Source organism: Streptomyces sp. NPDC048111 (genome assembly GCF_043202815.1).
Lineage (GTDB): Bacteria > Actinomycetota > Actinomycetes > Streptomycetales > Streptomycetaceae > Streptomyces.
Window position 1 is genome coordinate 153,338 of the sequence record NZ_JBIDBD010000005.1, and the last position, 21,922, is coordinate 175,259.

17 protein-coding genes and 1 riboswitch are annotated in these 21,922 nt (G+C 71.1%); of the genes, 9 read left to right on the top strand and 8 right to left on the bottom strand.

Features of this window, described 5'->3' with window-relative positions; genetic code table 11:
* Window positions 1-28: 28 nt before the first annotated feature.
* The 3 genes from ACGF3I_RS12340 (at window position 29) to ACGF3I_RS12350 (ending at window position 1,779) form a co-directional block, all read left to right on the top strand.
* Window positions 29-544: a PadR family transcriptional regulator gene (locus tag ACGF3I_RS12340; RefSeq protein ID WP_393130902.1), complete on the top strand. Its 516-nt coding sequence runs from the start codon at window positions 29-31 to the stop codon at window positions 542-544.
* 61 nt (window positions 545-605) lie between these two features.
* On the top strand, window positions 606-1,196 hold the full coding sequence (locus ACGF3I_RS12345; RefSeq protein ID WP_393130905.1) for an RNA 2'-phosphotransferase: 591 nt from the start codon (window positions 606-608) through the stop codon (window positions 1,194-1,196).
* A gap of 118 nt (window positions 1,197-1,314) precedes the next feature.
* The gene (locus ACGF3I_RS12350; RefSeq protein ID WP_393130908.1) at window positions 1,315-1,779 is read left to right on the top strand and encodes a hypothetical protein; all 465 of its coding nucleotides are present in this window, start codon (window positions 1,315-1,317) and stop codon (window positions 1,777-1,779) included.
* Here ACGF3I_RS12350 and ACGF3I_RS12355 read toward each other — a convergent pair.
* Both ACGF3I_RS12355 and ACGF3I_RS12360 read right to left on the bottom strand, forming a co-directional pair.
* Complete coding sequence (locus tag ACGF3I_RS12355; protein WP_393130911.1) at window positions 1,776-2,675, bottom strand: LLM class flavin-dependent oxidoreductase; 900 nt, start codon at window positions 2,673-2,675, stop codon at window positions 1,776-1,778. The genes ACGF3I_RS12350 and ACGF3I_RS12355 overlap by 4 nt on opposite strands.
* A gap of 35 nt (window positions 2,676-2,710) precedes the next feature.
* Window positions 2,711-3,577, bottom strand: a complete 867-nt coding sequence (locus tag ACGF3I_RS12360; protein ID WP_393130913.1) for a DUF72 domain-containing protein — start codon at window positions 3,575-3,577, stop codon at window positions 2,711-2,713.
* 222 nt (window positions 3,578-3,799) lie between these two features.
* On the opposite strand from ACGF3I_RS12360, the gene ACGF3I_RS12365 reads away from it, so the two are divergent.
* Window positions 3,800-4,669 carry a Cof-type HAD-IIB family hydrolase gene (locus ACGF3I_RS12365; protein WP_393130916.1) on the top strand — a complete coding sequence of 290 codons (870 nt, stop codon included), beginning with the start codon at window positions 3,800-3,802 and terminating at the stop codon, window positions 4,667-4,669.
* Between the two features lie 124 nt (window positions 4,670-4,793).
* Here ACGF3I_RS12365 and ACGF3I_RS12370 read toward each other — a convergent pair whose 3' ends face one another.
* The 4 genes from ACGF3I_RS12370 to ACGF3I_RS12385 form a co-directional block, all read right to left on the bottom strand.
* On the bottom strand, window positions 4,794-6,551 hold the full coding sequence (locus tag ACGF3I_RS12370; RefSeq protein ID WP_393130919.1) for a GAF domain-containing sensor histidine kinase: 1,758 nt from the start codon (window positions 6,549-6,551) through the stop codon (window positions 4,794-4,796).
* A 19-nt stretch (window positions 6,552-6,570) separates the two neighbouring features.
* Entirely contained in the window at window positions 6,571-10,092 is a 3,522-nt protein-coding gene (gene cydD / locus ACGF3I_RS12375) for a thiol reductant ABC exporter subunit CydD (protein WP_393130923.1), read from the bottom strand.
* A gap of 91 nt (window positions 10,093-10,183) precedes the next feature.
* Entirely contained in the window at window positions 10,184-11,185 is a 1,002-nt protein-coding gene (gene cydB, locus ACGF3I_RS12380) for a cytochrome d ubiquinol oxidase subunit II (protein WP_393130926.1), read from the bottom strand.
* Between the two features lie 18 nt (window positions 11,186-11,203).
* Window positions 11,204-12,712 carry a cytochrome ubiquinol oxidase subunit I gene (locus ACGF3I_RS12385; protein WP_393130929.1) on the bottom strand — a complete coding sequence of 503 codons (1,509 nt, stop codon included), beginning with the start codon at window positions 12,710-12,712 and terminating at the stop codon, window positions 11,204-11,206.
* A gap of 242 nt (window positions 12,713-12,954) precedes the next feature.
* Between ACGF3I_RS12385 and ACGF3I_RS12390 the strand changes: the two genes are divergently transcribed.
* On the top strand, window positions 12,955-13,338 hold the full coding sequence (locus ACGF3I_RS12390; RefSeq protein ID WP_393130932.1) for a cyclophilin-like fold protein: 384 nt from the start codon (window positions 12,955-12,957) through the stop codon (window positions 13,336-13,338).
* Between the two features lie 84 nt (window positions 13,339-13,422).
* Here the strand turns inward: ACGF3I_RS12390 and hisC are convergent, their stop codons facing one another.
* Entirely contained in the window at window positions 13,423-14,502 is a 1,080-nt protein-coding gene (hisC, locus tag ACGF3I_RS12395) for a histidinol-phosphate transaminase (RefSeq protein ID WP_393130934.1), read from the bottom strand.
* 408 nt (window positions 14,503-14,910) lie between these two features.
* On the opposite strand from hisC, the gene ACGF3I_RS12400 reads away from it, so the two are divergent.
* The 3 genes from ACGF3I_RS12400 to ACGF3I_RS12410 all read left to right on the top strand — a co-directional run bounded on the left by ACGF3I_RS12400 (window position 14,911) and on the right by ACGF3I_RS12410 (window position 18,483).
* Window positions 14,911-16,044: a LacI family DNA-binding transcriptional regulator gene (locus tag ACGF3I_RS12400; RefSeq protein ID WP_393130936.1), complete on the top strand. Its 1,134-nt coding sequence runs from the start codon at window positions 14,911-14,913 to the stop codon at window positions 16,042-16,044.
* A gap of 252 nt (window positions 16,045-16,296) precedes the next feature.
* The gene (locus ACGF3I_RS12405; protein ID WP_393130938.1) at window positions 16,297-17,466 is read left to right on the top strand and encodes a metallophosphoesterase; all 1,170 of its coding nucleotides are present in this window, start codon (window positions 16,297-16,299) and stop codon (window positions 17,464-17,466) included.
* A gap of 174 nt (window positions 17,467-17,640) precedes the next feature.
* Window positions 17,641-18,483 carry a hypothetical protein gene (locus ACGF3I_RS12410; RefSeq protein WP_393130940.1) on the top strand — a complete coding sequence of 281 codons (843 nt, stop codon included), beginning with the start codon at window positions 17,641-17,643 and terminating at the stop codon, window positions 18,481-18,483.
* 69 nt (window positions 18,484-18,552) lie between these two features.
* On the opposite strand, the gene thiC is transcribed toward ACGF3I_RS12410, so the two are convergent.
* The gene (thiC, locus tag ACGF3I_RS12415; RefSeq protein ID WP_393130942.1) at window positions 18,553-20,328 is read right to left on the bottom strand and encodes a phosphomethylpyrimidine synthase ThiC; all 1,776 of its coding nucleotides are present in this window, start codon (window positions 20,326-20,328) and stop codon (window positions 18,553-18,555) included.
* Window positions 20,321-20,455: riboswitch (TPP riboswitch) on the bottom strand. Its footprint overlaps the gene before it by 8 nt.
* A 71-nt stretch (window positions 20,456-20,526) precedes the next feature.
* Here thiC and ACGF3I_RS12420 point away from each other — a divergent pair.
* A complete protein-coding gene (locus ACGF3I_RS12420) occupies window positions 20,527-21,918 on the top strand; it encodes a YibE/F family protein (RefSeq protein WP_393130944.1) in 1,392 nt (463 codons plus the stop codon).
* Window positions 21,919-21,922: the final 4 nt, after the last annotated feature.

Sequence of the window (21,922 nt, forward strand, 5' to 3'; positions counted from 1 at the left end):
GTCAAGAGTGGAAGGTAGAGTGGTCGTCATGAGCCTTCGCCACGCAGTCCTGGGTCTGCTTGCCGACCGTCCGGCCAGCGGATACGACCTCATGAAGCGGTTCGAGACCTCGCTCGCCCACGTCTGGACGGCGACGCAGAGCCAGGTCTACGGAGAACTGGGCAAGCTCGCCGACGCCGGTCATGTCGAGGTGTCCGCAGAGGGGCCGCGCGGGCGCAAGGAATACGCGATCACCGCGACGGGCAAGGCCGAACTGCACCACTGGCTCACCGAAGTGGAGCCCATCCGCACCCGCCGCAGCGACTCCCTGCTCCGGGTCTTCTTCCTCGGTGAGCTCACCCGGCTCGAAGCGCGGACGTACCTGCTCAGCGAGGCCGAGCGCTCGGCGCACCAGCTGAACGGGCTCAAGGAGGCGGAGGCCGCCATCGACTGGGGGGACGACGCGCTCTCGGTCCACGGCCGCCTCGCCCTCGAGTACGGGAAGCGGCACAGCGCCATGTACGAGGAGTGGGCACGCTGGGCCGCGGAGCAGCTCACGCCCTGACGGCCGGGTCACCCGGGAAATGGAGGTGCCCCGCGCACCCCGTTACCGGCACGCTGAGGGCATGACACACACCCCGCCGGACCGGCCGAGCGCGTCCGCGCCGGCCGCCCCGGACGACAGACGCACCGTCAAGGTGTCCAAGTACCTGTCGAAGCACCTGCGTCACCAGCCGGAACGCATCGGCCTGACCCTCGACGCCCACGGCTGGGTGGAGATCGACGCGTTGTTGCGCGCCGCGGCCGCCCACCGTTTCCCCTTCACCCGCGCCGAGCTCGACCACGTCGTCGCCACCAACGACAAGCGGCGCTTCGCGGTGGAAGGCGACCGGATCCGCGCCAGCCAGGGGCACACCGTGGCCGTCGACCTCGCCCTGCCGCCGGCCGAACCGCCCGCGTACCTCTACCACGGCACGGTGGCCCGCGGCCTGGACGCGATCCGCGCCGAGGGCCTGCGCCCCATGAACCGCCGGCACGTGCATCTCTCGCCCGACCGCGAGACCGCCACGCGGGTGGGCGCCCGGCGCGGCCGACCGGTGGTCCTGAGCGTCGATGCCGGCGCCATGCACCGCGTCGGCCACGTCTTCTACGTCAGCGCCAACGGGGTCTGGCTCACCGCTGCCGTACCGCCGGAATTCCTGCGACTGCCCAACTGAGCGCGCGGTACATCACGACACCGCGCCGATTCAGCCGCCCGCACCGCACTCGCCGGACGGCGGCACCGCACCGCACCGCACCGCACCGCACCGCACCGCACTTGGCATGATCGGTGCCATGACCCATCCCCCTCTGCCCACCACCGAGTCCGTGGTCGCGGCGATCCGTGCGGTCGCCGACGAATACCGGCTCGCGGTCGAAGTCACCGACGACATCGGGGCCGACCGCACCTCCCGCCGCACCTCTGCCGGAGCGTTCGCGGTGGTCGACGCGGACGGTTCCCTGCCGCACGAGGCCTACGTCGAGCTCGGCGGCTCGCCCTCCGTGTCCGTACGGGTCTATCCGGAGGACGACGCCCAAGTCACCGTCGACGGCGTGCAGTTCGACGACCTGCCGCGCGCCGCGGTGCCCGCCTTCCTGCGCTCGGTCTACGGGGGACTCGCCCACGTCAGGGGCCGGTTCTTCCCGCCCGGCTGGTGGCTCGTGGTGCCACTGCCCGGCGACGAGACCTACAAGGAGCTGGTGCTGCTCGGTGCGCTCACCCCGTGGATGAGCGCACACGTCCGCGGCCGCAAGGGCTAACGGCCGAGCTGGGCGAGACCCTCGGTCGCGATGCGCTCGAAGACCTTCTGGTCGGCCGCGAACTCGGATTCCGGGATCGGCGCGTGCAGCACGATCTCGGTGATGCCGAGCGCGAAGTGGCGCCCGGCGAAGTCCACGAAGGCGTCGAGGGACTCCAGGGGACGACCGGGCTGCGGGGTGAAGCCGGTGAGCAGGATCTTGTCGAGCTGCGCCACGTCGCGCCCGGACTCCTCGCAGGCGGCTCCCAGCTTCGTGAGCTGGCCGCGAATCGCCTCGACGGACTCCTCGGGGGTGCCGGACTCGAAGAGCTTGGGGTCGCCGGTCGTCACCCACGCCTGCCCGTGCTTCGCGGCGAGCCGCATGCCGCGCGGGCCGGTCCCGGCCACCGCGAAGGGGATCCTGGGCCGCTGGACACAGCCCGGCAGGTTGCGCGCTTCGACGGCGGAGTAGAAGGTGCCGTCGTACGTCACCGAGTCCTCGGTGAGCAGCCGGTCGAGCAGCGGTACGAACTCGCCGAAGCGGTCGGCCCGTTCGCGCGGCGTCCAGGCCTGCTGACCGAGCGCGGTGGCGTCGAAGCCGTTGCCGCCGGCGCCGATGCCGAGCGTGATCCGGCCGTCCGACACGTCGTCGAGCGTGATCAGATCCTTGGCGAGGGTCACCGGGTGCCGGAAGTTCGGCGAGGTGACGAGGGTGCCGAGCCGCATCCGGGTGGTGGCGGCAGCGGCCGCCGTGAGGGTGGGAACCGCACCGAACCAGGGCCCGTCGCGGAACGTCCGCCAGGACAGGTGGTCGTACGTGTACGCGGTGTGGAAACCCAGCTCCTCGGCGCGCAGCCACTCGTCGCGACCGCCGTCGTGCCAGCGGCGTAGCGGGAGAATCACAGTGCTCAATCGCATGGGTCGACCCTACGAGAGATCCGGGGGCGGCGGCCCTACGGGAGCTCGAGCAGCTCCCGCATCGACTCGGCGGCGCGTACGGCGGCATCGCCGCAGCAGTTGTTGAACAGGACGTGGACCTCCTTGGCCTGCTCAGCCATCGCGTGGACACGCGGCACCCACTCGGCGAGTTCGGCGGGTGTGTAGGCATGGCGGAACCGCTCCTCCTTGGTGCCGGTCCCCCAGGCCGTATTGCGGCCGTGGAAGCGCACGAGGGCGAGGTCCGCGGTGGTGACCCGCACGGTCGGCGGGATGGACGACGGCAGGCTCTGCACCATGTCGACGGCCACCGCCGTCGCCTCCAGCTCGGTCAGAAGGGCGGCCGTCGCATCGGCCTGGTCTTCGCGCCACCAGTCGGGATGGCGGAACTCCACGGCCATCGGCCAGCCTGCGGCCCGCTCACGGCAGCGGCGCAGGAACTCCACCGCGGGCCTGCCCGGTATGAGCCGCGGGGGGAACTGGAAGACCAGCGTGCCCAGCCGTCCTTGTGCACGCAGGGGCTCGACGGCCGCGCTGTACCGGGCCCACACCTCGTCCAGCAGGCCCGGATCGACTCCTGTCCGCCGGCGTGCCAGGGCGGGTCGCAGGTCGGCGGGGAGCGCCTGCGGCCGGGTCGGGTGCCCGGTGAGCAGGGAGAACGCCTTCACGTCGAAGCGGAATCCGGCGGGGGTGCGGTCGGCCCACAGCAGGCTGTTGCGGGTGCTGGGCAGGCCGTAGTAGGCCGAGTCCACCTCGGCCACCGGGAACTGCTCCGCATAGTGGCGCAGCCTGCCCTCCGCATCGCGTCGGCCGGGGGGATACCAGCCGCTGGACACCAGCGCCCGGTCCGTCCATGAACAGGTGCCGACCCGGATCTCTCCCATCCCGCCCGCCTTCCCCCGACCCGCCGACGAATGCGGGCGGCGCATGAGGGACGGCAGAGTCGGATTTGCGGCGGCCCGGGGTCGCTCGGGCCGCGCCACAGGGCTGAACTGGGGCTCCGCGCGGGGGATGTACGCCCCCTCGTGCCCCAGGCGCACCGCTGAGCGCTCTCATCTGTGCGGCTGCTCGCACGCCCGTGCGCCTGCATACGGAACAATGAGCACGTGACCTCAGCTACGGATCCCGCCCCGGCCCTCCGCCCCGTGCCCACCGCACCGCGGCTCATCGCGACCGACCTGGACGGCACCCTGCTGCGCGACGACAAGTCCGTGTCGGACCGTACGGTCGCGGCCCTGGCCGCCGCCGAGGAGGCCGGCATCGAGGTCTTCTTCGTCACCGGCCGCCCGGCCCGTTGGATGGACGTCGTCCGGGCCCATGTGCACGGTCACGGCCTGGCCATCTGCGGGAACGGCGCGGCGGTCGTCGATCTGCACGGTGATGTCGACGGGCCCCGCTTCGTCAAGGTACGACCCCTGGAGCGGGCCGCCGCGCTCGATGTCGTCAGCCTGCTGCGCGCGGCGGTACCGGGTACGTCCTTCGCGGTCGAGCGCACCGGCGGCTTCCACCACGAACTCGCCTACCCGCCACTGCACATGGACCCGGCGGCGAGCATCGCGCCCGCCGAGAAGCTCCTCGCCGAGGACGCCGACACGGCGGACCAGCCGGTGCTCAAGGTGCTCGCCCACCACTCCGAACTCGCCCCCGACGACTTCCTCGCACTGGCCCGCACAGCGGTCGGAGCGCGTGCCGAGATCACCCGGTCCAGTCCCACCGCGCTGCTCGAGATCAGCGGGGCGGGCGTCTCGAAGGCCTCCACGCTGGCGCAGTGCTGTGCCGAGCGGGGCATCTCCGCCACCGAGGTGGTGGCCTTCGGCGACATGCCGAACGACATGGAGATGCTGAGCTGGGCGGGCACCTCGTACGCGATGGGCAACGCCCACCCCGACGTCCTGGCCACCGCTTCCGCGCGCACCGCCGCCAACAACCAGGACGGCGTGGCCGTTGTGATCGAGCAGATCCTCAAGGCGCTCTGAGCCCGCCACAGAGCCCCGGTCGGCCCACAGCCGCGTCATGTTTCACGTGAAACGGCGTGTGGGCGGTGGGTGTTTCACGTGAAACACCCACCGCCCTCATGCCGCCCGGACGGCGGCGCGGTCCTCAGAGCGGGGCTTCCCAGACGACGGTCGTGCCGCCGCCGTCGTCCCCGAGTCCGGGGCCGTACGAACTCGATCCGCCCAGCGCCTCGGCCCGGCGCTGAAGGTTGCGCAGACCGCTGCGGCGTCCGCCCGGCGGGATGCCGACCCCGTTGTCCGCGACGGAGAGCCGGACCCCCGAACTGCCGTCCGGCAGTTGGGCGGTGGCGTCGACGATGACCTCGATGCGCGAGGCCTCGGCGTGCCGGAAGGCGTTCGAGAGGGCTTCGCGCAGGGCGGCGATCAGGTTCTTGCCGGTCAGCTCACCGACCAGGGTGTCCACGGCGCCGAGGAAGCGATGGGCCGGCTTGAAGCCCAGCGGGACGGCGGCCATGTTGATCTCCCGCAGGACGCGGGTGCGCAGACCGGACGGGGCCTCCGCGGGACCCTGCTGGAGCGCGAAGATCGCGGTGCGGATCTCCTGAATGGTGACGTCGAGTTCGTCGACCGCCTTGCCGATGCCGCCCTGCACCTCGGGCACGACGGACTTGCGCTGGGCGCCCTCCAGCATCATCCCGGTGGCGAAGAGGCGCTGGATGACGAGATCGTGCAGATCGCGGGCGATCCGGTCACGGTCCTCGTACACCGCGAGCCGCTCCCGGTCCCGCTGGGCCTCGGCCATCATCAGGGCGAGCGCGGCCTGCGAGGCGAACTGGCCGGCCAGGGTCCGCTCGGCCTCGGTGAAGGGCCGCCCGCCCCGCACCCGGGGCGTGGCGAGGGCGCCCAGGACCCGGCCGCCGCTCTGCAGGGGCAGCAGCATGCTGGGTCCGTAGTGCTCCGACAGCCTGGTGATCATGCGCGGATCGCTGGCGGCGTCGTCGACGAAGACGGCCTCGCCGTCAAGGAGGGTCGACACGACGGGGCTCTCCGGCGGGATGACCACGCCGAGCGAGACGCGCGGGTTGGCGGTGGAGACCGCGACGATCTCCAAGCCGCCCTCCTCGGCGGGCAGCAGCACGATGCCCGCGTCCGCCACGGCCAGATGGCGGGCCTGTTCGGCGACGACCTCCAGGGCGTCGTCCGCGTCGCCGCCCGACAGCAGGGCCGTGGTGACGGCGACCGAACCGTCAATCCACCGCTCGCGCTGGCGGGCCGCCTCGTAGAGCCGTGCGTTGCCGATCGCGATCCCCGCCTCGGTGGCGAGCACCCGCACCATGTGGAGGTCGTAGTCGTTGAACTCGCTCCCGTTGTGCTTGTCGGTCAGATAGAGATTGCCGAAGATCTCGCCCTGGACGCGGATGGGGACGCCGAGGAAGGTGCGCATCGGCGGATGGTGGGGAGGCAGGCCCGCCGAGCGCGGATCCGCCGAGATCTCGGCGAGCTTCAGCGGCTCCGGGTGGTGGATGAGCCACCCCAGCAGGCCGCGGTGTCCGTCGGGCCGGTGCCCGATGGCGCGGGCCTCCTCGTCGGTGACCCCGTAGGTGACGAAGTCGGACAGCCCCCGGCCCTCTTCGTTGACGACGCCGATCGCCGCGTACCGGGCGTCGGCCAGCTCGGCCGCCGTCTCACAGATCCGGTCCAGTGTGGAGTGCAGCTCAAGGCCCGTGCCGACCGAACGCATCGCCTCCAGCAATTGCGGCACCCGGGCGGTGAGCTCGGTGGAGAGTCCCTGGAGGCTGCGGGTGGCCCGGGTCGCCGCGTCGAGCGGATCCGGTTCGTGGCGGTCCAGGTCCTTGACGTCCGGGTGGCCGGTGGGCCTCGTGGGGTCTGGCGGGACTGGCATGTCTTGAGACTAGTTAGTCCTATTTGGCGAGGAAAGTCGGCTGCTGCCGCGCATCGGTCTCGCGCTCGCGTTCCAGCATGCTCCGCAGCGGTCCTTCGACCAGGGCGAGATCCTGGTACGCGCCGCGCTGCACGGTCCGCCCCTCGTCCAGGACGATCACCTCGTCCACGGCGTCCAGACCGCGCAGCCGGTGCGTGATCAGCACGGTCGTACGGCCTTCGGTGGCCGCCAGGAGGTCGGCGGTGAGCGCGTCGGCCGTTGCCAGGTCCAGGTGTTCCGCGGGTTCGTCCAGGACGAGCACCGGGAAGTCGGCGAGCAGCGCCCGGGCCAGGGCGAGCCGCTGGCGCTGTCCGCCGGACAGCCGTGCGCCGTGTTCGCCCACGAGGGTGCCGAGACCGTCGGGCAGGCCGTCGACCCAGCCGAGCAGCCGGGCCCGCTCCAGGACGGTCCGCAAGTCCTCGTCGGTGGCGTCGGTGCGGGCGAGGCGCAGGTTCTCCCGCACCGAGCTGTCGAAGAGGTGGGCGTCCTGGGCGCACAGTCCGACGAGGCGGCGTACGTCGTCGCCGTCGAGCAGGCACGCGTCGCTGCCCCCGACCTCGTAGGTGCCGGCCCTCGGGTCCAGGAAGCGGAGCAGCACCTGGGCCAGGGTGGTCTTGCCGGAGCCCGAGGTACCGACGACCGCCACCCGCATGCCCTCGGTGAGGCGCAGTCCGAAGTCGTGCAGCGCGTCCCGCTCCTGTCCTGCGTACCGGGCGCCCAGACCGCGCAGTTCCAGCGGGAAGGGCGACGCGGGCGCGGCGGCGGGCACCTCGGGTTCCCGTACCGGCGCGGGTGCGTCGAGGACTTCCTGGACGCGCTCCGCGCTGCGCCGCACCCGCTGGCGCGCCTGCACGGCGAGCGGCAGCCCGTTCACCGCCTCGAAGGCGGCCAGGGGAACCAGCACGACCACCGCGAGCAGGACCCCGTCGAGGCGGCCCGCGGCCACGGCCCGCACGCCTACCAGCGCCGCCGCCGCCACGGTGAGCCCGCAGACCAGCGCGGACAGGCCGCCGCCGAGCGCGGTGGCGGCGGAACCGCGGGCGGCGATCCGGGTCAGCGCCGCATCGGCGTCCCGCACCTCGCGGGTCCGGCGGCCGAGCGCCCCCGCCACCGTCAGCTCGCCGGTGCCGGTGAGCAGATCGGCCACCCGGGTGGCGAGCACCCCGCGGGCCGGGGCCAGCTGCCGCTCGGCCCGCCTCGCCAGGGCGCCACTGACGCCCGGGACGAGGACACCGGCGGCGAACAGGCCCACCGCGAGCACGGCGCCCGCCTCGGGCAGCAGCCACGCCGTGAACCCGGCGCTCAGTACCGACACCACCACGGCGACCCCGGCCGGGAGGGCCCAGCGCAGCCAGTAGTCCTGCAGTTCGTCGACATCGGCGACGAGCCGGGACAGCAGGTCCCCGCGCCGCGCCGCCCGCAGCCCGGCGGGCGCGATCCGCTCCAGTCGCCGGTAGACCGCGACCCGCAGCTCGGCGAGCATCCGCAGTACCGCGTCGTGCGAGACGAGGCGCTCGGCGTAGCGGAACACGGCGCGGCCGATACCGAAGGCCCGGGTGGCCGTGACGGCCACCATCAGATAGAGCACGGGCGGCTGCTGCGCGGCCCGCGAGATGAGCCAGCCCGACGTGGCCATGAGGCCTACGGCGGAGCCGAGCGCCAGCGCACCGAGCAGCAGCGCGAGCGCCAGGCGCCCGCGCAGGCCACGGGCCGCGGCACGGACCCGGGCGAGCGGGCTCCGCACGCCCGGAGCCGCCGATACGGGCGCGCCCACGACAGCGTCCTCAACCGCCGCCCGGGCCACGGCAGTTGAGGCAGGAGCCGATGCCACCGGTACGGGCACGGCGTCGAGCGGGCGCGCCTCGGCGGGGCGCAGCTCCACCACCCGGTCCGCGACGGCGAGCAGGGCCGGGCGGTGCACGACGAGCAGGACGGTGCGCCCCACCGCGAGCCGTCGCACCGCGTCGACCACGGCCGCCTCGGTCTCCCCGTCGAGCGCTGCCGTCGGCTCGTCCAGAAGCAGCACCGGCCGGTCCGCGAGGAAGGCACGGGCCAGTGCCAGCCGTTGGCGCTGGCCGGCCGAGAGCCCCGCGCCGCCCTCCCCCAGCACCGTGTCCGTGCCGTCCGGCAGTGCCGCCACGAAGTCCTGCGCGCCGGCGTCCCGCAGTGCGTCGAGCACGGCCGCGTCGTCCGCGTCCGGCCGGGCGAGGCGGACGTTCTCCGCGATCGTCCCGGCGAAGAGGTGGGGGCGCTGCGGCACCCAGGCGACGTGTTCGCGCCACTGGGTGGGGGACAGCGACCGGAGGTCCGTTCCGGAGACCAGGACACGGCCGCCGTCCTGCGGTGCCACGAAGCCCAGCACGGCGTTGAGCAGCGTCGACTTGCCCACGCCGCTCGGCCCCGTCAGGGCCACCGTCTCGCCCGGCTCCACCACCAGGGAGGCGTCCGCGAGCGAGGGTTCGGTGCGTCCGGGGTGGCGTACGGTCACACCGTCCACCTCGATACGGACCGGGCCCGCGGGCACCGCGTCCGTGCCGCCCTCGGGCAGTGGGGTCTCCAGGACCTCGAAGATCTCCTCCGCGGCCGAGAGCCCCTCCGCGGCGGCGTGGTACTGGGCTCCCACCTGGCGCAGCGGGAGGTAGGCCTCGGGGGCCAGGACCAGGATCACCAGGCCCGTGTAGAGGTCGAGGTCGCCGTGGACCAGGCGCATGCCGATGCCGACCGCGACGAGCGCCACCGAGATCGTGGCGAGGAGTTCGAGGGCGAAGGACGAGATGAAGGCGATGCGCAGGGTCTTCAGCGTGGCCCGGCGGTAGTCCGAGGTGATCGCCCTGATCGACTCGGCCTGCGCCTTCGCCCGCCCGAACACCTTCAGCGTCGGCAGCCCCGCGACGACGTCGAGGAAGTGCCCCGAAAGACGCGAGAGCAGCCGCCACTGACGGTCCATCTGCGACTGGGTCGCCCAGCCGATGAGCATCATGAACAGGGGGATGAGCGGAAGCGTCACCACGATGGTGGCCGCGGACACCCAGTCCTCGGTGACGATCCGTGCGAGCACCGCCGCCGGTACGACGACGGCGAGACCCAGCTGCGGCAGATAGCGCGCGAAGTAGTCGTCGAGGGCGTCGACCCCGCGCGTGGCCAGGGCGACGAGCGAGCCTGTCCGCTGACCGCTCAGCCACTCGGGGCCGAGCCCGGCCGCCCGCTCCAGGAGTCGTCCCCTCAGCTCCGACTTCACCGCCGCGCTCGCCCGGTGGGCGGCCAGCTCCGTCAGCCAGGACACCAGAGCCCGCCCGGCCGCGACCGCCGCGAGGAGCAACAGCGGTGTCCGCAGCCCGGCGGCACCGTGGCCGTCCTGGAAGGCTCCGACCACGATCTCGGCGATGAGCATCGCCTGGGCGACGATCAGGCCCGCGCCGACCAGGCCGAGGGCCACCACCGCAGCCAGGAAGAGGCGGGTGGCGCGGGCGTACCGGAGCAGACGCGGGTCGATCGGTTTCACGTGAAACACCTCAACGGGAAGGATGCAGAGTCGGCCCGGAGGGTGTGTTTCACGTGAAACACACCCCGCCGCACCGTGCGGACCTCAGTGGTCAGTGCGCGTCGGCGATGTTCTTGGTGCCGATCCGCTTGCGGAACACCCAGTAGGTCCAGCCCTGGTAGAGCAGCACCAGCGGGGTCGCCACCCCGGCGCACCAGGTCATGATCTTCAGGGTGTACGGGCTGGACGAGGCGTTGGAGACCGTGAGGTTCCAGGCATCGTTCAGCGAGGACGGCATGACGTTCGGGAAGAGCGTCAGGAAGAGCATCGCCACCGCCGCCGCGATCGTGATGCCCGACAGGGCGAACGACCATCCCTCACGTCCGATGGCGATGGTCGTGATGGCCCCGATCAGGGCGAGTACGGCGATGACCGTCGCGACCAGGCTCTTGGTGTCGCCCTGCGTGGCCTGGGTCCAGATCAGGAAGCCGAGCGCGAGCGCGGCCGTCACGAGCCCGAGCTTGAACGCGAGCGCCCTGGCCCGCTCACGGATGTCGCCGAGCGTCTTGAGCGAGGCGAACACCGCCCCGTGGAAGGTGAAGAGCGACAGCGTGACCAGGCCGCCCAGGATCGCGAACGGGTTGAGCAGGTCCCAGAAGCTGCCCACGTACTCCATGTGCGCGTCGATCTTCACTCCGCGCACGATGTTGGCGAAGGCCACGCCCCACAGGAACGCCGGGATGAGCGACGTCCAGAAGATGGCCTGCTCCCAGTTGCGCTGCCACTTCTCCTCGGGCCGCTTGGCCCGGTACTCGAAGGCGACACCGCGCACGATCAGACAGACCAGGATGACGAGCAACGGCAGGTAGAAGCCGGAGAAGAGCGTCGCGTACCACTCGGGGAAGGCGGCGAAGGTCGCGCCGCCGGCCGTGAGCAGCCACACCTCGTTGCCGTCCCAGACGGGACCGATCGTGTTGATCAGTACGCGCTTCTCGGTGCGGTCCCGGGCCAGCAGCTTCGTCAGGATGCCGATTCCGAAGTCGAATCCCTCCAGGAAGAAGTAGCCGATCCACAGAACGGCGATGAGTACGAACCAGACGTCGTGGAGTTCCATGCCTCGTTCTCCTCGGCCTCAGTACGAGAAGGCCATCGGCCGGTCGGGGTCGCGGTCGTCCCCGCCGATCTTGGTGGGCGGATTGAGGTCGGCCTCGGTGAGTTCGGGCGGTCCGGCCTTGACGTACTTCACGAGCAGCTTGACCTCGACCACCGCCAGTACGGCGTACAGCAGGGTGAAGACGATCATCGAGGTGAGGACCTCGCCCTGCGAGACGCTGGGGGAGACCGCGTCCTGGGTGCGCAGCACGCCGTACACGGCCCAGGGCTGGCGGCCCATCTCGGTGAAGATCCAGCCCCACGAATTGGCGATCAGCGGGAAGCCGAGCGTCCAGACGGCGGCGAACCAGTACCACTTGGTCAGGCGGGAGCCGAGTGCCCTGCTCTTGAAGAGCACGAGGTTCGGCACCTCGTCCTCACCGGTCCGCATGGCCGGTGCCAGCATGAACTTCTTCCGGGTGAGCCAGAGTCCGGCCAGCCCGATCACGAAGGACGTCATGCCGAAGCCGATCATCCAGCGGAAGCCCCAGAACGTGACCGGGATGTTGGGCCGGTAGTCCCCGAGCCCGAACTTCTGCTGCTCCGCCTTGTTCACATCGTTGATGCCCGGGACGTACGAGGTGAAGTTGTTGTCGGCGAGGAAGGACAGCACACCGGGCACCGAGATCTCGACGTCGTTGTGTCCCTTGGCCACATCGCCCACGGCGAAGATCGAGAAGGGCGCGGACTTCTCGCCGTCCCACAGGGCTTCGGCGGCGGCCATCTTCATCGGCTGCTGCTTGAACATGACCTTGCCGAGCGAGTCGCCGCTGACGGCCGTGAGCAGTCCGCCGATCACCAGCGTCACCAGGCCGAGCCGCAGCGAGGTGCGCATCACCGGGACGTGCTTCTTGCGGCGCAGGTGGATGGCGGCGACGCCGACCATGAACGCGCCACCGGTCAAGAACGCCGCGGTCAGCGTGTGGAAGACCACGACCAGCGTGGTGTCCTGGGTCAGGACGTGCCAGAAGTCGGTGAGTTCGGCGCGCCCCGTGGCCTTGTTGAGCTTGAAGCCGACCGGGTGCTGCATCCAGGAGTTGGCCGCCAGGATGAAGTAGGCGGACAGGATGGTGCCGAGGGAGACCATCCAGATGCAGGCGCAGTGGATCTTCTTCGGCAGCTTGTCCCAGCCGAAGATCCACAGTCCGATGAAGGTGGACTCGAAGAAGAAGGCGATCAGTGCTTCGAAGGCGAGCGGGGCACCGAAGACGTCACCGACGAACCGCGAGTAGTCCGACCAGTTCATGCCGAACTGGAATTCCTGGACGATGCCCGTGACCACACCCATCGCGATGTTGATCAGGAAGAGCTTGCCCCAGAACTTGGTCGCCTTGAGGTACTTGTCCTTGCCCGTTCGCACCCAGGCGGTCTCCAGGCCCGCGACGAGCGCGGCGAGCGAGATCGTCAGCGGGACGAAGAGGAAGTGGTAGACGGTGGTGATGCCGAACTGCCATCGCGCCAGGGTTTCCGGCGCCAGAGCCAGGTCCACGTCGGCACTCTCCTTACATCGCCGTGGTCACAGCCGCAGGCCTGTCCCTTTAATCCCGGTGATCACGGGAGAAAGCGGGACACGCTTGTGAACGCGTTCACATTCACAAGCATTATGTCGTACTGGCTGTCGAGACCTCCAGGGGGGTCCCCCTACCAATCCGCACCGGCCCGGAACGGGGCACACCGCGCCCGTGGACACCCTCTTCCCAAGAGTTTCAACATATTGTTGAATTCGGCGCCATGGAGAACCAGCTGCGCATACGCATCTCATGGCCCGCGGGCAGCCTCACCGCGACCCTCGAAGAAACCCCCACGAGCGCGGCGCTCGCCGGGGCCCTTCCGATCACCTCCACCGCCCACACCTGGGGCGAGGAGGTCTATTTCGACACCCCGGTCTCGCCCGCCCAGGAGGCCGACGCCCGCCAGGTGGTGGAGCCGGGCACCGTCGCCTTCTGGACCGACGGCGACGCGCTCGCGCTGCCGTACGGCCCCACGCCCATCTCGCGCGGCGAGGAGTGCCGGCTCGCGAGCCCGTGCAACATCCTCGGCCGCGTCGACGGCGACCCGCGGCAGCTCGCGACGGTGCGCTCCGGTGACCCGATCCGGGTCGACGCCCTCCCGTAGGCGGCCGAGCGAAGGCAGCCGCGCGGACCGCCGGCCGCCGCGCGAAGGCAGCCGCCCGAGCGGGTGGCCGCCGCGCGGCCCGGCTCAGGCCTGCTTGCGGAAGCCCTCGGCGACCTTGAGGAACAGGTCGTTGGCCTCGCACTCGCCGATCGTGACGCGCACGCCCTCGCCGGCGAACGGCCGCACCACGACACCCGCCGCCTCGCACGCGGCGGCGAACTCGACCGTGCGCTCCCCGAGGCGCAGCCACACGAAGTTCGCCTGCGTCTCGGGCACGGTCCAGCCCTGCTGCACCAGCCCCGCGTACACCCGGTCCCGCTCGCCGACCAGCGCGCCGACCCGGCCCATCAGCTCGTCCTCGGCGCGCAGCGAGGCGACCGCCGCGTCCTGGGCCAGCTGACTGACGCCGAAGGGCACGGCCGTCTTGCGCAGGGCCGCCGCGACCGGCTCGTGCGCCACCGCGAAGCCGACCCGCAGCCCGGCGAGCCCGTACGCCTTGGAGAAGGTGCGCAGGACGGCCACGTTCGGGCGGTCCCGGTAGATCTCGATGCCGTCCGGCACCTCGGTGTCGCGGATGAACTCCCGGTAGGCCTCGTCGAGGACCACCAGGACGTCGGAGGGCACCCGGTCGAGGAACCGTTCCAGCTCGGCCCGGCGCACCACGGTGCCGGTCGGGTTGTTGGGGTTGCAGACGAAGATCAGCCGGGTCCGGTCGGTGATCGCGTCCGCCATCGCGTCCAGGTCGTGCACATCACCCGGGGTCAGCGGCACCCGGACCGAGGTCGCTCCACTGATCTGGGTGATGATCGGGTACGCCTCGAAGGAGCGCCAGGCGTACATGACCTCGTCACCGGGGCCCGAGGTGGACTGGATCAGCGACTGGGCGACCCCGACCGAGCCGGTGCCGGTGGCCAGGTGCGTCAGGGGCACCCCGAACCGGTCGGACAGTTCGTTCATCAGGCCGGTGCACGCCATGTCCGGGTAGCGGTTGAAGTTCCCCGCGGCGGCGACCGCGCTCTCCATCACACCGGGGAGCGGCGGGTAGGGGTTCTCGTTCGAGGACAGCTTGTAGGCGACCGGACCGTCGGAGGCCGCGGGCCTGCCGGGCTTGTAGGTGGGGATGCCGTCCAGCTCGGCGCGCAGCTTGGGGCTCGTCTCGCTCACCGCAGGTCCTCCTCGACCATTCCGTACGAATCCCGTGCTCGCCGGCGCGGGCGGCTCCGTACACATCCAATACTCCTCACCTTATGAGGATTCGGCGGCCCTGCGAATAGCCGACGGAGAACGGTTGCCGGCGGGCTTACGGCAAGGGGGGAGCGCTCGTGTGCCTGGCGTGCGCCGGTGGCCTGCGCCGTGGCGCGCATCACCCATGAAGGTGAGTTGAGACCACTCCGCACCACCGGGCAGTGGGCAGCGGTCTGCCGGTCGACAAGCGGCACCGTAACGCAAGACCCCACAACTCCCTTGCATAGCAAGGCGATTGACGAATCTTGATCATGCAAAAACGTGCCTGTCAACGCGTGCATATGCACCCGGGCCAACCATCCGTCATCGCCCTACTATCGGCTCGCCATGACAGCAGCAGGGAAGCATCAGGTGAGCCGGTCGACCGGTCGCCGGCTGGGGCGGGCAGGTATTCGGGACGTAGCCGCCGCCGCCGGGGTCTCCATCACGACCGTCTCCGACGCGCTCAACGGCAAGGGCCGGCTCCCCGACGCCACCCGCCGCCACGTCCGCGAGGTCGCAGACCGGCTGGGCTACCGCCCATCCGCAGCGGCCCGCACGCTCCGTACCGGCAAGTCGGGCCTCATCGGCCTGACCGTGACGACCTACGGGGATGAACCTTTCACCTTCACCGAATTCGCCTACTTCGCCGAGATGGCCAGGGCCGCCACCTCCGCCGCGCTGGCGCGCGGCTACGCCCTCGTCATCCTGCCCGCCACCTCACGCCGCAGCCCGGCGGACGTCTGGTCGAACGTCGCCCTCGACGGCACCGTCGTCATCGACCCCTCCGACCAGGACCCCGTCGTCAGCGAACTCGTGCGCCAGGGGCTGCCCGTAGTCTCGGACGGCCGTCCGGCGGGCAGCCTGCCCGTCACGGCCTGGGTGGACAACGACCACGAGGCCGCCGTCCTCGATCTGCTCGACCATCTCGCCGCCGCCGGCGCCCGCCGGATCGGCCTGCTCACCGGAACCACCACCGACACCTACACGCGCCTTTCCACCGAGGCCTATCTGACCTGGTGCGAACGGGTCGGCCAGGACCCGGTGTACGAGTCCTACCCGGCCCACGACCCGTGCGCGGGCGCCGTCGCAGCCGACCGGCTGCTCGCCCGCCCGGACCGGCCCGACGCCGTCTACGGACTCTTCGACCCCAACGGCACCGATCTGCTGGCCGCCGCCCGGCGCTACGGCCTGCGCGTACCGGAGGACCTGCTGCTCGTGTGCTGCAGCGAGTCCACCGTGTACGCCACCACCGAACCGCCCATCACCACGCTCTCGCTCAAACCGCGGCGAATCGGCACGGCCGTCGTGCAGTTGCTCATCGACGCGATCGAGGGGATCGACAACGGCCAGCCGATCGAGCAGGTGATACCGACCGAACTGATCGTGCGCACCTCATCGCAGCGCCGTCCGCCGCGCACCACGGTCAGCCCGCCCCGATCGCCCGCCAAGGACAACCAGACGGGCCCGGGCAAGGAGTGAATTCCGGCCGGGCGGCGGCCCGGCCGGCCAACCCCGGTCCCCGATCGGTCAGAACGGCGGGGATCAGCCCGGCCCTGACCACCACATTGGGGACATAACCACCCGCGAACACCGCTCGCACCCGGATTGACCACCCCTGGTGCGTCACACAGCATGAGGCGCATTCCTATGATGGGCGCACGACACCACGGATCTCCGCCCGACCTGGCGGCTCCCACGGTGTACGGCGGTGCGACGGTGGTGGAGGGGTCGATGACTCAGGGGGCCGGTCAGGGACCCGTGCGGACGGAGACGTTGCGTGACTTCCGGGTGCCGCCGTACGCGCAACAGACCCCCGTGCCACCACCGGAGGAGCCGGCCGCCGGGCCGGACCCCGTGATGCCGCCGCAGCCGGTCGCGCCGGTGTTCCAGCAGGAGCCCGCCCCCGGGCAGCAGCCGGACGTGCCCCCCGCCCCGCCCGCGCCCCCCGGCCCGGCCGCCTACCAGGACGAGGAGCCGCCGGACGGCTACACGCCGACGGCGCGCGACCTGCCGGTGATACAGCGCGGCGACACGGTGAAGCTGCCGACGGTCGAGCCCGTCGCGCCCGCGGCACCCGACGGCCCCGGGCCGCTGTACGTCGTGGGCGACGTCCACGGCTACCTCGACGAACTCCTGGCCGCGCTGCGCGCACAGGGCCTCGTCGACGACGCCGGCAACTGGGCAGCGGGCACCGCCCGGCTGTGGTTCCTCGGCGACTTCACCGACCGCGGCCCCGACGGCATCGGCGTCATCGACCTGGTCATGCGGCTGTCCGCCGAGGCGGCGGCGGCCGGCGGTTACTGCAAGGCCCTCATGGGCAACCACGAGCTGCTGCTCATCGGGGCCAAGAGATTCGCCGACACGCCGGTCAACTCCGGCGCGGGCACGGCCACCTTCCAGGCCGCCTGGCTGCTCAACGGCGGCCAGAAGGCCGACATGGACCGGCTCCAGGACGTCCACCTCCAGTGGATGTCCCGCCTGGACGCGATCGAGCAGGAGGACGACCACCTGCTCATGCACTCCGACACGACCGCCTATCTGGAGTACGGCGACTCCATCGAGGCCGTCAACGACACCGTCCACGCCATCCTCAACCGCAACGACGCCGACGAGTGCTGGGACCTGTTCCGCAAGTTCACCAAGCGCTTCGCCTTCCGCGACGAATCGGGCCCGCAGGCCGCCCGCGAACTGCTGTCGGCCTACGGCGGACAGCGCGTGGTGCACGGCCACAGCCCCATTCCGTATCTGCTCGGCGAGGTCGGCACCGAGGACGGCGAGGAGGACTCGCGGCCCGTCGTCGAAGGTCCGCACGTGTACGCCGACGGGCTGGCCATCGCCATGGACGGCGGCGTGACCATGGCCGGAAAGCTGCTGGTCCAGCAACTCCCGCTGCATGGCTGACGGTTGACCGGGAAAGGCTTCGGCACAGCGCCGGGGTATGCCATTTACGGAAACCCCCTGTCACCCCGTGCCGTAGCGGCTCTACCATCGGGTTATCCGTAGCAGGCTCTCCTCCGTTTCCGCCCAACTGCCCGTTCACCAGGCGGGCATCCCGGCCCTACGGAGCATCGGGGGATGCACATGAACAGCGCTCCGCACCTGCTCACCGAGGACCGCCCGGAGTTCGAGCGGATCCTCGACGAGGCACTGCGCACCGCGCACGAACGGCCCGGTCTCTCCGGAATCGGCGACCGCCTCAACGCGGTGCAGCTGCGCACCATGGTCCTCGCCGCCGGCACGTTCGTCACCGAGCGGGCGGCCGCCGAGTACGAGCACTACGTCAGGACGCGCCAAGAGCTGCGCGAGCACACCGACTCCGCCGCGAACGACCCCGCGTCCACCCACGACAGCAGTCCGCTCGAACCCTCCGGGGCCGGGGTGGGCGTCGTGGTCACCGTCCTGGCACCGGTGCTCGCGGGCACCGCCGCCGCGATATTCCTGCTGGTCGGCTACATCCTGAAGATGCTCAAACCGCAGCCCGCCTTCGCCGACACCATGCTGACGGCCGGCTGGTTCTTCGGCGCCCTGACCGCCGCCGCGATCCTGGCCGCCGCCGTCGGGCTGCTCATCACCGCGGTGCGCAACGGCGCCACGCAGGTGGTCGCCCTGGACGAGAACAGTGAGGCGGACGCCCCCGACGAGCGCACCCAGGAACTGGCCCGCGCCCGCGAGGCCTGGCGCCACGCCCTGGTGGAACGGGGCATCTACCCTTTCCTGCGCGACGCGCTCGCCGACCCGAGCATCGACCCCGGGGCCCCCGCGCAGCGCCGTCCCCTGGGCCGCATACCCACCCTCGGATACGACCGCCCGGGCTTCGACAGCCCTGACGAGGGCGCCTCCCCCAGCCGCCACGCGGGCTTCACCAGCCCGGACTTCACGAGCCCCGACTTCGGCGGCCCCGAGCACCAGCCGGACTGAACCGGGGGCCCGGCCGGCACCGACCCCGGGAGCCGGCCGCTCCCGGGGCAGCGCGAAGGCCGCACGGACTCAGTCGGCGATCGGCAGATAGACCCGGTTGCCCGCGTCCGCGAACTCCTTGGACTTCTCCGCCATTCCGGCCGCGATCTCGTCGGACCCCAGGTCGCCGCCGTGCTCGCGGCGGATGTCCTGGGAGATCTTCATCGAGCAGAACTTCGGACCGCACATCGAGCAGAAGTGCGCGGTCTTGGCCGGCTCCGCGGGCAGCGTCTCGTCGTGGAACTCCCGGGCGGTGACCGGGTCGAGGGCCAGGTTGAACTGGTCCTCCCAGCGGAACTCGAACCGGGCGTCCGAGAGCGCGTCGTCCCACTCCTGCGCGCCCGGGTGCCCCTTGGCCAGGTCCGCCGCGTGCGCGGCGATCTTGTACGTGATGACGCCGGTCTTCACGTCGTCACGGTTGGGCAGGCCGAGGTGCTCCTTGGGCGTGACGTAGCAGAGCATCGCGGTGCCCCACCAGGCGATCATCGCCGCGCCGATGCCGGAGGTGATGTGGTCGTAGGCGGGCGCCACATCGGTGGTCAGCGGCCCCAGGGTGTAGAACGGGGCCTCTTCGCAGATCTCCTGCTGGAGGTCGATGTTCTCCTTGATCTTGTGCATCGGGACGTGTCCCGGGCCCTCGATCATCGTCTGTACGTTGTGACGCTTGGCGATCGTGTTGAGTTCCCCGAGCGTGCGGAGCTCCGCGAACTGCGCCTCGTCATTGGCGTCCGCGATGGAGCCGGGGCGCAGACCGTCGCCGAGCGAGTACGTCACGTCGTACGCCGCGAGGATGTCGCAGAGTTCCTCGAAGTTCTCGTACAGGAACGATTCCTTGTGGTGCGCCAGGCACCAGGCCGCCATGATCGAGCCGCCGCGCGAGACGATGCCGGTCTTGCGGCGGGCGGTCAGCGGCACGTAGCGCAGCAGCACGCCGGCGTGGACCGTCATGTAGTCGACGCCCTGCTCGGCCTGCTCGATGACGGTGTCCTTGTAGATCTCCCAGGTCAGGTCCTCGGCACGGCCGTCGACCTTCTCCAGGGCCTGGTACAGCGGCACCGTGCCGATCGGGACGGGGGAGTTGCGCAGCACCCACTCGCGCGTGGTGTGGATGTTGCGGCCGGTGGAGAGGTCCATGACGGTGTCCGCGCCCCACTGCGTGGCCCACGTCATCTTGTCGACCTCCTCCTCGATGGAGGAAGTGACCGCCGAGTTGCCGATGTTGGCGTTGACCTTCACCAGGAACCGCTTGCCGATGATCATCGGTTCGATCTCGGGGTGGTTGATGTTGGCGGGCAGCACCGCGCGGCCCGCCGCGATCTCCTCCCGGACGACCTCGGGGGAGACGTTCTCGCGGATCGCGACGTACTCCATCTCCGGGGTGATCTCGCCGCGCCGGGCGTAGGCGAGCTGGGTCACCGCCTGGCCGCCCCGGCCCCGGCGGGGCTGGCGCGGGCGGCCGGGGAAGACCGCGTCGAGGTTCTTGAGGCCGCCGCGCGGCGAGGTGTGCTTGATGCCGTCGTCCTCGGGCCGGACCGGGCGCCCGGCGTACTCCTCGGTGTCGCCGCGCCCGATGATCCAGTTCTCCCGGAGCGGGGCGAGCCCGCGGCGGACGTCGGTCTCGACGGTCGGATCGGTGTACGGGCCCGAGGTGTCGTACAGCGTGACGGCCTTGCCGTTGGTGAGGTGCACCTGGCGCACCGGCACCTTGAGGTCGGGGCGCGAACCCTCCACGTACCCCTTGTGCCAGCCGATGGACTTCCCGCTCTCCGTGCTGGAGGCAGGCGTGCGTGCGTCCTGAATGGTCATGAGACCTACTCCCTACGCCGGCATTACCCGGTAACAGGTTCGGCGGTCGGCGCAGCCGTTTCCGTACGGTTCGTACGGTGTTCAGCGCCCTCTCAGCCCGGTGCTCCGAGCTCCCGCGTGTGCAAAGGTGTCACCACGCTAGCGTCCTCACTGGCGCGCTGAACAGAGGGCCCCCGGTGTTCTTGCGATGATCGGTCGGTGACCTCACCAGAACCGCGCCCTGCGCACCAGCACGGCGGACACGGCCACGGACACGGCCACTCGCACGCCCACGGGCCCGCCGCCCCGGTGTCCAAGCACCTGCGGAAGGTCATCGCCGCGGTGCTGATCCCCTTCTCCGCAGCGGTCCTTGTGGGGCTCGTGGTGCTCTGGCCGGGCGGCGCGCCGCCGCACCAGCGCACCGGCGTCGGCTTCGACCGCCAGACCCAGCAGGCCGAGGTCACCGCCGTGGACAAGGTCGACTGCGCGTCGGTCCATGCCGCGCAGACCCCGTCCAACGGCGACACCTCCACCGCCGAGAGCCGGCGCGACCGGGACGCCGCCCCGCGCAGGATCTGCGAGAAGGCCACGGTCAAGGTGACGTCGGGCCCCGAGGAGGGGCGCACCTTCACCGAGATCGTCCAGCCGGACGCGCCGCGCCAACTCCACACGGGCCAGGGCGTGATCGTCTCCTACGCCCCCGACGCACCCCGGGACCTGCAGTACTCGGTGTCCGATGTGAACCGGCGGTTCCCGATGGCGCTGCTCGCCGGGATCTTCGCGCTCGCGGTGGTGGTCGTCGGGCGGCTGCGCGGGGTGATGGCCCTGGTCGCGCTCGTGATCTCGTTCGCCGTGCTGACCCTGTTCATCCTTCCGGCGGTGTTGCAGGGCTCCAACCCGCTGCTGGTAGCGGTGGTCGGGGCGAGCGCCATCATGCTGATCGCGCTCTACCTGTGCCACGGCCTGTCCGCGCGCACCTCCGTCGCGGTGCTCGGCACGCTCGTCTCGCTGATGCTGATCGGGCTGCTCGGCTCGCTGTTCATCGGCTGGGCCTCCCTCACCGGCAACACCGACGACAACACCGGCCTGATCCACGGCCTCTACCCGAACATCGACATGTCCGGCCTTTTGCTGGCCGGCGTCATCATCGGCTCCCTGGGCGTACTGGACGACGTGACGGTCACCCAGACGTCGGCGGTCTGGGAGCTGCACGAGGCGAACCCCACGATGGGCCCGCGCGGCTTGTACCGGGCAGGTATCCGGATCGGCCGCGACCACATCGCGTCCGTGGTGAACACCCTGGTGCTCGCCTACGCGGGCGCCGCGCTGCCCCTGCTGCTGCTGTTCTCGATCGCGCAGAGCAGCGTGGGCACCGTGGCCAACAGCGAGCTGGTCGCCGAGGAGATCGTGCGGACACTGGTCGGCTCGATCGGCCTGGTGGCCTCGGTACCGCTGACCACGGCGCTGGCGGCCCTGGTGGTCTCCGCCGACCGGCCCGCCGGCCGTACCGGCGCCCGCCCGGCGGGCCGACCCGGCGCCCCGTCCGCGGACCGCCCGGTTCCGCGTCCGGCGGGTGCGCGCTCCGGTGGCGGTCACCGACGCCGCAAGTAGCGGC

Bases quoted from the DNA above. Each gene is read 5' to 3' on its own strand.
- cydB (WP_393130926.1), bottom strand. From the start codon at position 11,185: ATGGAACTCCACGACGTCTGGTTCGTACTCATCGCCGTTCTGTGGATC.
- ACGF3I_RS12360 (WP_393130913.1), bottom strand. From the start codon at position 3,577: ATGGGAGAGATCCGGGTCGGCACCTGTTCATGGACGGACCGGGCGCTG.
- ACGF3I_RS12345 (WP_393130905.1), top strand. From the start codon at position 606: ATGACACACACCCCGCCGGACCGGCCGAGCGCGTCCGCGCCGGCCGCC.
- thiC (WP_393130942.1), bottom strand. From the start codon at position 20,328: ATGACCATTCAGGACGCACGCACGCCTGCCTCCAGCACGGAGAGCGGG.
- ACGF3I_RS12340 (WP_393130902.1), top strand. From the start codon at position 29: ATGAGCCTTCGCCACGCAGTCCTGGGTCTGCTTGCCGACCGTCCGGCC.
- ACGF3I_RS12355 (WP_393130911.1), bottom strand. From the start codon at position 2,675: ATGCGATTGAGCACTGTGATTCTCCCGCTACGCCGCTGGCACGACGGC.
- ACGF3I_RS12370 (WP_393130919.1), bottom strand. From the start codon at position 6,551: ATGCCAGTCCCGCCAGACCCCACGAGGCCCACCGGCCACCCGGACGTC.
- ACGF3I_RS12390 (WP_393130932.1), top strand. From the start codon at position 12,955: ATGGAGAACCAGCTGCGCATACGCATCTCATGGCCCGCGGGCAGCCTC.
- ACGF3I_RS12350 (WP_393130908.1), top strand. From the start codon at position 1,315: ATGACCCATCCCCCTCTGCCCACCACCGAGTCCGTGGTCGCGGCGATC.
- ACGF3I_RS12410 (WP_393130940.1), top strand. From the start codon at position 17,641: ATGCACATGAACAGCGCTCCGCACCTGCTCACCGAGGACCGCCCGGAG.
- ACGF3I_RS12405 (WP_393130938.1), top strand. From the start codon at position 16,297: ATGACTCAGGGGGCCGGTCAGGGACCCGTGCGGACGGAGACGTTGCGT.
- ACGF3I_RS12400 (WP_393130936.1), top strand. From the start codon at position 14,911: ATGACAGCAGCAGGGAAGCATCAGGTGAGCCGGTCGACCGGTCGCCGG.